Source organism: Desulfomarina profundi (assembly GCF_019703855.1).
GTDB classification, from domain to species: Bacteria; Desulfobacterota; Desulfobulbia; order Desulfobulbales; family Desulfocapsaceae; genus Desulfomarina; species Desulfomarina profundi.
Map to the genome: position 1 here is coordinate 4,038,928 of NZ_AP024086.1, position 13,647 is coordinate 4,052,574.

Annotated in this window: 9 protein-coding genes and 1 pseudogene; 9 read left to right on the forward strand and 1 reads right to left on the reverse strand. The window is 43.3% G+C overall.

The genetic code is table 11. The features are described 5' to 3' along the window. Positions 1-22 precede the first annotated feature (22 nt). A complete protein-coding gene (locus LO777_RS18655) occupies positions 23-925 on the forward strand; it encodes a CBS domain-containing protein (RefSeq protein WP_228855334.1) in 903 nt (300 codons plus the stop codon). On the opposite strand, the gene LO777_RS18660 is transcribed toward LO777_RS18655, so the two are convergent. Then, entirely contained in the window at positions 916-1,707 is a 792-nt protein-coding gene (locus LO777_RS18660) for a DnaJ domain-containing protein (RefSeq protein ID WP_228855335.1), read from the reverse strand. The genes LO777_RS18655 and LO777_RS18660 overlap by 10 nt on opposite strands. A 198-nt stretch (positions 1,708-1,905) precedes the next feature. Between LO777_RS18660 and LO777_RS18665 the strand changes: the two genes are divergently transcribed. The 8 genes and pseudogenes from LO777_RS18665 to LO777_RS18700 all read left to right on the forward strand — a co-directional run bounded on the left by LO777_RS18665 (position 1,906) and on the right by LO777_RS18700 (position 13,496). After that, positions 1,906-4,056 carry an FAD-dependent oxidoreductase gene (locus LO777_RS18665; protein WP_228855336.1) on the forward strand — a complete coding sequence of 717 codons (2,151 nt, stop codon included), beginning with the start codon at positions 1,906-1,908 and terminating at the stop codon, positions 4,054-4,056. Positions 4,057-4,058: 2 nt separating this feature from the next. Then, positions 4,059-4,856: a DUF547 domain-containing protein gene (locus LO777_RS18670; RefSeq protein WP_228855337.1), complete on the forward strand. Its 798-nt coding sequence runs from the start codon at positions 4,059-4,061 to the stop codon at positions 4,854-4,856. Positions 4,857-4,927: 71 nt separating this feature from the next. Further along, positions 4,928-5,962, forward strand: a complete 1,035-nt coding sequence (locus LO777_RS18675; protein ID WP_228855338.1) for a threonine aldolase family protein — start codon at positions 4,928-4,930, stop codon at positions 5,960-5,962. A 374-nt stretch (positions 5,963-6,336) separates the two neighbouring features. Beyond that, the gene (locus LO777_RS18680; RefSeq protein WP_228855339.1) at positions 6,337-8,331 is read left to right on the forward strand and encodes an AAA-like domain-containing protein; all 1,995 of its coding nucleotides are present in this window, start codon (positions 6,337-6,339) and stop codon (positions 8,329-8,331) included. A 122-nt stretch (positions 8,332-8,453) separates the two neighbouring features. After that, a complete protein-coding gene (locus tag LO777_RS18685; protein WP_228855340.1) occupies positions 8,454-9,857 on the forward strand; it encodes an AAA family ATPase in 1,404 nt (467 codons plus the stop codon). A 63-nt stretch (positions 9,858-9,920) separates the two neighbouring features. Next, positions 9,921-11,104: pseudogene (locus LO777_RS18690) on the forward strand (IS3 family transposase). Between the two features lie 18 nt (positions 11,105-11,122). Continuing rightward, positions 11,123-11,755 (forward strand): TOPRIM nucleotidyl transferase/hydrolase domain-containing protein, encoded by a 633-nt coding sequence (locus tag LO777_RS18695; protein ID WP_228855341.1) that lies wholly within the window; start codon positions 11,123-11,125, stop codon positions 11,753-11,755. A 187-nt stretch (positions 11,756-11,942) separates the two neighbouring features. Next, positions 11,943-13,496, forward strand: coding sequence for a transposase (locus LO777_RS18700; protein ID WP_228854017.1), 1,554 nt, complete (start codon positions 11,943-11,945; stop codon positions 13,494-13,496). Positions 13,497-13,647: the final 151 nt, after the last annotated feature.

Below are 13,647 nucleotides of genomic sequence, written 5' to 3' on the forward strand. Positions count from 1 at the left end.
TTTCAGGCAGGGAGAATATGTGATGGTCGTAATTGAGCGGAAAAATACTCTTCGAAACCTCTCAGTCAGTGATGCCATGCGACGCCAGGTTGTTCAACTTGAGCAGACGGTGTCCCTGGATCACGGAATAAATATCCTGATCAAATACAAGGTAAACGCCCTGCTGACAATTGATGCGGAGAGAAAACCGATTGGTGTCGTTTCCAAAACTGATATCATGGGGGCCTATTATGCCGGGCTGCCCATTGAGTCTCCCCTTGAATATATCATGGTTTCTCCACCGCTTTTCTGCCACTCGGAAGACAGCCTGGAGGCGGCCCTGGAGCTGATGCGAAGCCACGGTGTTTACCGGCTGTATGTTCTTGACAGCGAATCGGATAAACTGGTGGGGGCTCTCGCCTATCCGGATATTGTCGGGCTGTTGTACCAGTATTGCCGCCAGTGTGAGTTCAATCACCTCAATATTCTCAAACACCATGAAGAAAATGATTCCATGCGCAGGTTTTCCGTGCGTGAAGTGATGACTTCGCAGGTCAAGAGTGTCGGGAGAAACGAGACTCTGAGCAGTGTAATGGAAGAACTTTCCGCTCACAGGTTCGGGGCTATTCTGGTTGCGGATGATGATGGAGCGCCTTGCGGTGTTATTTCAAAAACGGATCTGGCACTTACCTTCAAACATGGGGTGGACCCGCAGGCGCCCGCCCATACGGTTATGAGCTCTCCGGTACATACCTGTGATGTGGAGTTGCTGCTTGAAGAGGCGATCAGGAAAATGATATTGACGGATACCCACCGTCTCTTTGTCCATGAGGGTGATAGGGGGAATATCGTCGGGGTTCTCTCTCTTTCGGATGCGGCCAGGGTGCGTTCAGGTTCTTGTCATGGCTGTGTTTCCAGCAGAATTAAGGTGGAAGATCACGACTGACCGGATGATTGTTCCACAAGATTAAGGTAGAGGTCTCCGCGGCCATAAGGGCCGGGGCGGCCTTTTCCCTTTATTCTCAGCTTCTGACCGTTTCTACTGTTCGGTGGGATTTTGACCTTCAGGGTCTGTTCGCCTCGGTTACCGTAAACGACGACCTGAATGGTTTTTCCCCGCTTCAGCTCATCCGCGGAAAGGGGAGTATGGTAGGTTGTATCATAATCCGGTAACTGTTTCGTTTCTTCCTTCCTGTCCTCCTGCCTGCCGTGTCCGCCCAACAGTGAGCCAAGGGTCGAGGTGAGGGATTTGAGGAGAGATGAATTATTACCAATGGATTTTTTCGCAGTTCTCGAGAGCAGAGGACCGGCCATGGAACCGACGAAAAAGATACCACCAAGAAAAATACCCCCCTTTCCCCTGAAAAAACTGTTTTTGATGAAATGTGAGCTGGAACGGAATCCAGATCGTTGGAATTCCCGCAGCAGCCCGTTGAACATCTGTTGAAACCTTGGGTCTTTAAAGAGATCGCGGAGAATATCCTCTTGGCTGTAGGTGAAACCGGTTGCGCCGTTTCCGGAAGCCTTCATCCTGTCGTACTGCTGCCGCTTAACCGGATCTGTGAGGACACCGTACGCTTCCGCGATTTCCTTGAACTTTTCTTCCGCCTCCGGGGAGTCCGGGTTTCTGTCGGGGTGGTAGCGCATGGCCAGCCTGCGATAATTACGACGGATTTCATCTTCCGTGGAAGTGGCGGTTACCTGGAGAATTTCATAATAATTTTTCATGATGACAGGGCAGGTGCGGAATATTTTTATTGCTGTATTGTAACCTAATTTCAGCAATTGGCAAGTTCATCAGAACCAGGCGGTGGCAACTGTGCAGGGGCATTTGTTTTCCGATTCAATAAAAAAGAGAATAAAGAGAAGGTACGAGACCTCTTACCTATTAAAACCACCTTATTCATTTTTTTCGGACAGGTAACTATGAAGAAATTATTTGTGCTTCTTGTGATTATTGCTCTTGTGGCCGCTTTTTTTATTTTTGATTTTGATCAGCTTCTGACCCTGGAAGCAATCAAATCACGCCAGGCGGAGTTTGAGCAGCTGAAGGCAACCTCTCCAGTGATGGTCAGTCTTGTCTTTTTCGGGCTCTATGTCCTGGTCACAGCCCTTTCGCTTCCCGGTGCGGCCCTGATGACCCTTGTGGCCGGCGCTTTGTTCGGCCTGGTCTGGGGACTTGTGCTTGTCTCATTTGCTTCAACCATCGGGGCGACTCTGGCCTTCCTCGTCTCCCGCTATCTCCTGAAAGAAACCGTGCAGAACCGCTTCGGCGACAGGCTGGCACCGATCAACAAGGGCATAGAAAGGGAAGGGGCCTTTTATCTCTTTACCCTGCGTCTGGTACCGGTATTCCCCTTTTTTCTCATCAATATCCTCATGGGACTGACTCCCATCCGAACCATAACCTATTACTGGGTCAGCCAGGTCGGTATGCTGGCGGGAACCGTGGTATATGTGAACGCGGGGACCCAGCTGGCCAGAATTGACAGCCTGGGGGGAATTATCTCACTGCCGCTTCTTCTCTCTTTTGCGCTGCTCGGTCTTTTTCCGCTTATCGCCAAAAAAATTATCGACTGGCTGAAGAGAAGAAAGGTGTATGCCGCCTGGCCCAGGCCAAAGCGTTTTGACAGGAACCTGATTGTCATCGGGGCCGGGGCGGCGGGACTTGTGAGTTCCCTGATCGGTGCGGCAGTCAAGGCGAAGGTCACTCTTGTTGAGGCCAATAAGATGGGGGGTGACTGCCTGAATTACGGTTGTGTGCCAAGCAAGGCATTGATCAAAAGTGCGAAGATTGTCCATTTTATGAAAAATGGTGAACATTACGGCCTGGAACCGGTGGAGCCGCAGTTCAGTTTCAAAAAGGTGATGGCGCGTGTCCATCGGGTGATCAGCGAGGTGGAACCCCATGACAGCGTGGAGCGCTTCACCTCCCTGGGTGTGGAGGTCCTGGAAGGATACGGAGAGCTGGTGGACCCGTGGACGGTGATCGTAAAACTGAAAAATGGCGAGACCAGGCGGCTTACGGCCAGGTCAATTATTATTGCGGCCGGCGCCGAACCTTTTGTTCCTCCCCTGCCGGGGATTGAAGATTCGGGTTATCTCACCAGTGATACCCTGTGGGAGGAGCTGGCAACCCACGACAATCCTCCGGAAAAACTGGTTATCCTGGGAGGAGGTCCCATCGGCTGTGAACTGTCCCAGTGTTTTGCAAGACTCGGCTCCACTGTCTGGCAGGTTGAGCGGGGCGGGACGATCATGAGTCGGGAGGATGCGGAAGTTTCCGCCTTTGCCAGGGCGGCTCTTGAAAAGGATGGCGTCCATGTCCTTACGGGGCATAGTGCCCTGCGTTGTGAGCGGGAAGGTGATGTCAAATACGTGGTTGTTGAGCATGAAGGGCAGGAAAAAAGGCTCGACTATGATGTTCTTATCTGTGCCGTGGGTCGCTCAGCAAGGCTGAAGGGCTATGGTCTTGAAAACCTGGGCATTACCACTGAACGCACTGTTGTCACCAACGATTACCTGGAAACCCTCTATCCCAATATCTATGCAGCCGGTGATGTCGCAGGTCCTTACCAGTTTACCCATACGGCTGGACACCAGGCCTGGTATGCCACGGTCAACAGCCTGTTCGGGGAATGGAAGAAATTCAGGGTCGATTATTCAGTCATCCCCTGGACAACCTTCATTGATCCGGAGGTGGCACGGGTCGGCCTGAATGAACAGGAAGCAAAGGAAAAGAAAATAGCCTACGAGGTGACCCGTTTCGGTATTGATGATCTTGACCGGGCCATAGCCGACGGGGCAGCCCATGGGTTTATAAAAGTGCTTACCGTCCCCGGAAAAGACAAGATTCTCGGGGTGACCCTGGTGGGCGAGCATGGCGGAGATCTGCTGACCGAGTTTGTCCTGGCCATGAAGCACGGTCTCGGGCTGAACAAGATTCTCTCAACCATTCACACCTATCCGACCCTGGCGGAAACAAATAAATATGTGGCCGGGGAGTGGAAAAAAAGCCATGCGCCGGAGAAGCTGCTCGGCTGGATCGAACGTTATCATACCTGGAAAAGGGGGTAGCCATGAGATGGATTTCTGTTGTTCTTTTTCTGGTTTTTACTGTGGTTCATGGGGAGGCGGCGGAGTTTGATCATGGAGCATGGACAGCATTGCTGCAAAAACATGTTGTTGTTTTTGATGGAGGCAGGAAAACTCAGGTCGATTATAACGGTTTTCTGCGTGATCGCGCAGATCTGAAGCGCTACCTTGACAGCCTTACCGGAATAGATCAGAAAACGTTTGATACCTATTCTCCCGATGAACAGCTTGCCTTTCTTATAAACAGTTACAACAGCTGGACTGTGGAGTTGATTCTGACTGAATACCCTGATCTTGAGTCCATAAAAGATCTTGGCTCCTTTTTCCAGTCTCCCTGGAAGAAGCGTTTTTTTTCTCTGCTGGGAAAGACAAGGTCGCTTGATGAGATAGAGCATACACTTATCCGCGGCTCAGGCAGGTATAATGACCCGCGTATTCACTTCGCGGTCAACTGCGCCAGTATTGGATGTCCTGCGCTGCGGGCGGAGGCCTATAACGGCAGGGATCTGCAGCGGCAGCTGCAGGAGGCCGCCGATCTTTTTCTCTCCGATTCAACAAGAAACCGCTACAGAAACAACCGGCTTGAAGTGTCATCTCTTTTTAAATGGTACAAGGAGGATTTTGAAAAGGGCTGGAAGGGGATAACGTCACTGGGCCGGTTCTTTGCTGACCATCGCCACTCCCTTGGCCTCAATGAACAGGAGGCTGCACGGGCGGCAGACAACGCCATTGATATTACCTATTTGAAATATAACTGGAAATTGAATAGTATAGTGCGCTGATCTGTTGTCGGGGAGTCGGGGAGAGAAATAACTGAGACCTGAGGTTAAGCAATACCGGTCGGATAATAAAAATGTCGAAAGTAAATCTGATGGATGATTACAGTGAAGGGTGTCATCCGCGTATTTTAGAGATTCTTGCAGAAACCAATCTTATACAGCAGGAAGGTTATGGTGAAGATGCCTATTCCCGGGAGGCACGACAGTTTATCCGGGAAAGAATCAACTGCTCTGATGCGGATATTTTTTTTGTTTCCGGAGGAACTCAGGCCAATCTGATTGTTATTGCCGCCTCCCTGCGGCCACATGAATCGGTAATTGCTGTGGACAGTGGTCACATTAATGTCCATGAGGCGGGAGCAATCGAGGCCACCGGCCACCGGATAAACGGTGTTCCCGGTTCGGACGGAAAAATGCAGGTAACGGATATAGAATCCGTGCTTGATGGACATGGCGATGTCCCCCATATGGTCAAGCCGAAGATGGTCTATATTTCCAATTCCACAGAAATCGGAACCTGCTACCTGAAACACGAGCTGGAAGAACTGTCAGCATTCTGCAGGGATAGGGGACTTTTTCTTTTTATGGACGGGGCCCGTCTCGGGTCCGCGCTCTGTGCGGATGGAAATGATCTCAGCCTTGCTGATGTGGCCGAACTGACGGATGTCTTTTATATCGGTGGTACAAAAAACGGCGCCCTGCTCGGGGAGGCCATTGTTATAACCAATAACAGCATTAAAGAGGATTTTCCCTTCCATCTGAAACAGCACGGTGCCCTGACCGCCAAAGGTCGTCTGCTCGGTATCCAGTTTGTCGCCCTGTTCCGGGATGACCTGTTTTTTGAACTTGCCGCACACGCAAACAAAATGGCAGGTATACTCGCCGGGGCAATCAAGGCAAAAGACTATCCATTTCTTGTTGAAACACCTTCAAACCAGATCTTCCCGATTTTCCCAGATACCAGGATTAAACAACTGGCAGAAAAGTACGCATTCCATATCTGGCAGAGGGTTGATGATACCCATTCGGCAATCAGGCTGGTGACATCCTGGGCGACAGAGCAGCACGTGGTTGATCAGTTTATTCTTGACCTGGACAGCTTCCAATAACGGCTGGATGTTCGGAAAAATCCCTGTATAATCGGCCCGTGAAGAAAAAACCCAACATAATATTGACGTCGTAAAATATTCTATTATAATCCTTACAAATTACAGATTCATTGGTGGATGGTGGGCAGGATTTTTTTCCACTTTTACCCGCATAATATCGGATATGGTGGAAAACTGGTTCAGATATAGGGTGTTATCCTGTTAAGCTGATATCCGTCAATATTTACATGATATAAAGCATAAAATGACCTAACATGTTGAATTTAGGTTGTCAAAGATTTGGGGATTTTCGGAGTTATACGGAAACCAGATAATAACTTGTTATAACAAAAATAGCCATACAAAATAATATTAATTGAAAGGATATAATTTAGATGACTGAAAGAACATTTCCCGGCACACATCCAAACCTGAAAGATGGTCATTTCACAGTTCATGAAAAGAAAATATTAGAAACCTTATCTAAAGAGTTTTTCATAACAAATGGGGGAAGGGAAATAAAAGTTGGGTATAACAGCAGGTATAAATATTTAATAATAAGCCCAACAGACATATATAAGGACATGTTTAATTTGGATAGAGAGATAATTGTACTTTTTAGTCCTTATACAAGTATAGAGCCTAGAACATTGAGTGTATTTGACTATGTTGCAAATGGCCATTCGGCTTTAAGAATAGAGAAAATATGTAATGTTTTAATAAGTAACGATCCAAATGTTGAGAATTCTCTGAATGAGTTAATCAAGAGTGAGCCTGAATCACAAATTATTATTCCTTTTTTTTCAGATGAGCTCTTAAAGGTAAGCGACCCATTTTTCTTTAGGAATAGATTCAAAAAATATTTTTATACAAGGGATCTCTTTGCTTTTGAAGCCCCGCTAAAAAAAGATATTTATTTTTTCGGAAGAAATGATCTCATTCAAGTAATTATCAATAGGTATAAAAGCAATGAAAACTCAGGTCTATTTGGTCTAAGGAAAACAGGAAAAACATCATTAATAAATGGAATAGAGAGAAATCTAAATAAAGAAGGTATAACCCCAATAATCATTGATTGTCAGGATACTTCATTTAATCAGAGAAGGTGGTACGAAGCACTATACTATATCTGTGAAGCCGCAAAAAAAGCACTACAATCTAAAGCTAAATTACCTAGTGAATCAGAATTCACAGAAAAAAATTCTTCAATATTGACAGAGAGCTATTTTAAGGAATGCAGAGAAGAAGTTAATAACCCACTCCTGTTCATATTTGATGAAATTGAAAACATATCAATTAATACGTCTCCGGCTAAACACTGGTGCACCGGTTTGGATTTTGTATTATTTTGGCAAACATTACGATCAATATTCCAAAGGAATACAAACTTAATTTCATACTTGCTTGTAGGTACAAACCCATCTTGTATTGAGTTACCGAAAATAAATAATGTTGACAATCCAATATTTAATCATTTTGATCCGATATATATACCTGGTTTTGATGTTAAAGATACACGTGAGATGGTTAGAAAACTCGGCAAGAGAATGGGTATTAAGTTTGAGGAGACTGTATATTCAAAGTTAACTGAAGACTTTGGTGGCCATCCATTTTTAATGAGGCACGTTTGCAGTTTGATTTCAAAAAAAGTAATCGAGCTTGACCGTCCAGTAACAATAGGAAGAAATTCATACACTACCAGCAAAGACGAATTTATAAACAATCACTATAATTATCTAGAAATGATAATTAATATTCTTAAAACGTCATACCCTGATGAATATGAAATGTTAACAATGCTTGCTATAGGTGATGTTGATACATTTAATGAATTTTCTGAACTACATCCTTCATTTACTTCCCACCTAATCGGATATGGCTTAATAAAAAGAGATTACTCAGGCTTTGATTTTAATATTGATGCCATTAAGAGTTATATCTTAAATCAATCAAAATATAAAAGAATTGGCCTGTCTACAGATGATATGTGGGCTGAAATATCTCAGAGAAGAAACTCAACAGAAATAAAGCTCAGAAAACTTATTAAAATGCTTTTGCAAGCAAATGTTGGTGCTTCAAAAGGAAAAGAAAAAATATTAAATATATTTGGCGGCTCCAGAAAAAGCAAATTAAATAAATTATCTTATGATGACTTATTTAATGCCTCCGTCAGTGAAATATACTTCTCTGATCTGTCAAAAATATTATCAAAAAACTGGGATATATTTCATAACGTATTTAATCATACCCAAAAGGAAACATTTGAAAAACTAGAATTCATCAACAAAACAAGAGCTGATGCACACGCCAAGGAATTATCAGAAGAACAATTCGCCTATTTCAGAGTGTGCATGTCCAATATCGAAAAAGACTTAAATAATTTTATGTAATACATGTGTTATAACAATTAGCTACAGCGGATGCTACGCAAAAAACGCTTCGCACCGCTGAGCATAGCGTTATGTGTAAGAAATCCAGAGTTGAAAACGGTTTTTAAAGGAGACAATAGAAAATGAGATTAACACAAGCACGAGTTCAGAATTATCGAAGTATTGTAGACTCTGGAGAATTTGAAATAGAAGAGCTGAAAACAATTTTGGTCGGTCCTAATGAAGCAGGAAAAACGGTTTTATTGAAAGCTTTGCAGCAGCTTAACAAGCCTGAAGATGTTGAAGGGTTCGATGTATTGCGTGATTATCCAAGATCAAAATATAATGATATTACTACTGGTAAAACAGACCCTAAAACAACAACTGTAGTAACTGGCTACTTTGAATTAGAGGAAGAGGATAAGGAACTGATTCCGGAATTATTTCATAAATGTCAGTATAAATTATACAGAAACCTCAATAATGAGGCCTACCACCATCTAATTGGTGCCCCAGATAAAATTACATTTGGAGTGTTAAAAACGAAATTTTCAAGAATGACCTCGCACATGGATAAGCAAGTTGAGCCAGCGAATGATGACGAAGAATCTATAAAACCCAGTGGTTCTTTCAAAGAAATAACTATGAATTGGTCGGATAGTAAAATAATTGACAACGAATCAGCTAAGTTATTGAAAGACTGGTTGGATACAAATTATGATTTTGTGGAAGAAGGCAATGAAAAGGAAGAAGCAAGACATGCGGAATTGTTAGAATTAATTCAAGCAAACGCCAAGCATGATGAAGTTCTAAAAATATTGGACAAGAGAACGCCAGTATTCATATTATTCAATAACTACTTCAAGGTTAAGCCTTCAATACATTTAGATCATTTGGCCAAAAGAGTTGAGCAGAATATTCTTGATGACGAGTATTTTGATTATGGGAATTTATGCTTGCTGAAGTTACTAGGGTTTACACCTAAAGAATTAGCAGATTTGGGTAATGCACAAAGTCCCAATATTAATGATAAGGATGCTTTGAAGATATACAAAGATAATCTGGACAAAAGAAGCTATCAGCTCAATGCGGCAAGCGTTAGATTGACGCAAGAAATTTGTTCAGCATGGATGCCTGACGCAAAGAGAGCAGAAGCAGATAAACTCAAGATTACAGCCGATGGACAATATCTAAAAGTAGTAGTTGAAGATGATCTTGGTGTCGATATTGAGCTGGATCAACGGTCAGAAGGTTTTCAATGGTTAGTTTCATTTTTTGTAGTATTTTTTGCAGAGGCTATGGATAAGCATGAAAATGCAATACTACTTTTGGATGAACCAGGAATGAGTTTACATGGTCTTAAACAACGAGAATTCAGAAAAACAATATCAAAGCTTTCAAAAAATAATCAGACGATCTTTACTACTCACTCACCTTTTCTTGTGGGACCAGACGAATTAGATATTGTAAGGGTTGTTGAGCTTAAAGATAGGACTACTGGAACCGAGGTTCATACTACAATTTCTTCAAGTGATCCAGCAGGATGATCATGCTATGAAATAGTGGACACTCAGTTAAGCCATTGTTACAAATATGGCAGGAGGAAAAATATGAGTGTTCAACAGAGAAGAAAATACGATCCAGATTTTAAACGCAATGCGGTTCTATTGTCAGAAGAACCTGGGAAGGCAGTAACTGAAATAGCTGACAACCTTGGTATCTCAAGAGATTTGCTTTACCGATGGAGAAGAGAATACAGAGCCAGAGAAAACTATTCTTTTTCAGGGAATGGCAGAGAGTCTCTGACACCTCAGGAGCAAAAAGTAAGAGATCTCGAAAAGAGGCTCAGGGATGCCGAGATGGAGCGGGATATATTAAAAAAAGCCATGGCCATCTTCAGCAGGACACCGAAATGATATTTAAGTTCATCAAGGAAAATCGCTCATCATTTCCGGTGAAGAAGATGTGCCATGTATTCAATGTCTCCCCGAGCGGTTATTATCGCTGGATCAAGGCCCCTATCTCTACGAGGCAGATAGAAAAGGACCATTTGAAAAAACGTATACAAGAGCTGTTTGAGCAACACAACGGCATGGTCGGGAGTCCGATTATCACTGCTGATCTTCACGATCAACCTGAGTTTTCAAATGTAAGCCGACAGCGTGTAGCTCGTATGATGAAGGAAATGGGTTTGAAATGCCGAACTGTAAAAAAGTTTGTTGTTACCACGGATTCAAAGCACACTGAGCCAGTGGCTCCCAATCTGTTGGACCGCAAGTTCACCGTGTCCTCCCCCGACTTGGTGTGGGTTACCGATATCACCTATCTGAAGATAGGCAGTAAATGGCACTATCTCACAGTTTTCATAGACCTGTTTTCTCGAATAGTTGTGGGTTGGGATCTCAGCGATTCCCTTGAAAGACATTCTGCAATTAGGGCGCTAAACAAGGCCATATTGAGGAGACACCCTGGCCAGGGATTAATGGTTCATAGTGATCGTGGAGTTCAATATGCAAGTAGCGATTTCAGAGCATTGCTGCAGAAACGAGGATTTGTTCAAAGCATGAGCAGAAAGGGAAACTGCTGGGACAACGCAGTAGCTGAATCGTTTTTCCATACTATTAAAACCCAAATGATTCATCACTGCACATTCCACAATGTGGCTGAGGCTGAGCAGACCATATTCCATTACATCGAGGTCTACTACAACCGACAAAGGAAACATTCTACAAACGGATATAAAGCTCCTGCTCAATATGAGTTGGAGTGGTGGGACGATAGAAAAGCGGCTTAACCGTGACTCCACTTTTTTGTGGCAAGATCAGGATTGCTTCCATTGCAGGAAGCGCTGGGATACGATCTTGCTAGCAGTTTATTTTCACAAGAAAGAAATTTAATTTTAGAGGGAATTACAGATTACTGGTATATTGAAGCGACTGCCGAGATATTGAGGGAGGCTAAACTCTCAAACTTGAATAACAAAATTGCTTTGGTGTTTGCAAATTCAGCTGGTAAAGTCGTCTATTATGCGACAATTCTCCACGCTCATAATCTTAAAGTGGCGGCTCTATTAGATTCGGATGCAGCAGGAGATCAAGCCGCTAATCAAGAAAATCTTGTTCATGCTTTAGGGAATAAAAATATTCTACGAACCAAAGATTATTGCACAGATATTCCAAAAGCTGAAATCGAGGATCTTTTGAGGCAAACTCTAATTAGAATTGTAGCAGATGAGTTCGGTGACGATGTTTCAGAGCTTGCAGACCAGCAACCAAATAGACCCATTATTGACTTATTCTCAAAAGAAGTATCAAGTTTTTCAAAATATAAATTAGCAAAAGCTTATGTCAGATGGACAAGAAGTCATAATGCAAAAGATTTAGAAGAAAATGAAATAGAAAAATGGGGTAAATTGATAGTTACGATCAATAAGGTATTGAAATAGATCACATAACAAATCACTGCACTGGATTTTTACTCCGCTGCGCTCCGTAAAAACCAGTGAGTTCAAACGTTCAAGCTGTAGAAAAAGTCAACAAAACAAATTAACTACTGAATAATACGTGTAAAAATGTTATACTGCTGTCGCAAATTGATCGAAATACCCCTTACCTTCGATAAATGGAGCTGCAATGGCACGGTATAAACCTTATTCCTATGCTCAGGGCAAGTTCATTCCCATCCATTTTGCAAATCAGATCCTTCCCGGCACATTTGAATATACGCTGAATTATCTCATTGATCATGAACTTGATCTTTCCATCTTTAATGATCGCTATCACAATGATGATTCCGGTGCCCCGGCCTATGATCCGAAGATTCTGCTTAAAATCATTCTCTTTGCCTATTCCAGAGGGATTGTGAGCAGCCGTAAAATAGAGAGAGCCTGTCGTGAGAATGTAATCTTTATGGCACTGTCTGCCGACAGTCGTCCCCATTTCACCACAATTGCAGATTTTATTTCCAGCATGGACAAGGAAATAGTCTCACTGTTTCTTGAAGTACTTCTGGTTTGCGATGAACAGAAATTGATCGGCAGAGAGATGTTTGCCATTGACGGCTGCAAAATGCCCAGCAACGCCTCTGTTACCTGGAGCGGAACCAGGGCTGATTTTCAGAAAAAAGTAACGAAGATGGAAACAGCTATAGCAAATATGGTCAACCACCATCATATGAATGACCAGGAAAAGAGTGATGAAAATATCAAAGAGAAAAAAGAAAAATATGTAAAATCCCTGCGTAAAAATATAAAGAAGGTACGGAAATGGCTGGATAATAATGATGATCGGAGAGGAAAAGGCAAAAGACCTGTCAAATCCAATATTACCGACAATGAATCCGCCAAGATGAAGACCTCAAAAGGTGTTATCCAGGGCTATAACGGTGTTACCGCCGTGGACAGTAAAACCCAGGTGATAGTAGCCGCCGAAGCCTATGGTCAAGGCAGTGAGCAGGACCTGCTGGAACCGATGATAGACAAAATCAGCGAAAATTTACAGGAAACCGGAAAAGACAACGATGTCTTTAAAGATGCAAAACTCCTGGCAGACAGCGGATACCATGCAAATAAAAATATGGAGATGCTGGCAGAAAAAGAGATAGACGCGTATGTAGCCGATAACCAGTTCAGAAAACGGGATCCCAGGTTCAAAGATTACGGCAGATATAAGGATCGAACAAGAAAAGAACGGGCCAAACGAGAAGGCAGAAAGAACCTCTTTGTACCTGCTGATTTTACCTTTCCCGAAGATCTGAGTTACTGTATCTGTCCTGCCGGGAAACGGCTCTATAGAAGTGGTGGGAATATCTTTACCAAAGGCCATCATTCTGTCCGGTTCCAGGCACCCCAATCCGCCTGTGTTCCCTGCAAACTGAGGTCAAAATGTCTTCGCTATCCTGATCGCACCAAAACACGTCAGGTTGCCTATTTTACTGGGCGCATGGATAAAAAGAAGAAAACCAGTTGTGCAGAAAAGATGAAGCGAAAAATAGATTCAGCCGCTGGCAGGGCCATCTATTCCATGCGATTGGCAATAGGAGAACCACCTTTTGCCCATATCAGATCAACAATCGGTCTGAACAGGTTCACCCTGAGATCGAAAAAGAAGGTGAATATCCAGTGGAACCTTTTCTGCATTATCCATAACCTTAAAAAGGTGCATGCATATGGAATGGGTTTTGTGTAGATTGCTGGAAAATGGTTAGGAAAAGCTGGAAATTGGTGAGATAAATTGCTTTATTGAGGATGTTAGAGAAAAAAGTAATTTTACATCAGGATATTTTTTGAATTGTTTTGAAATTTGAATTTTTTTGAAAAGATATGTGGGAAAATTGCAG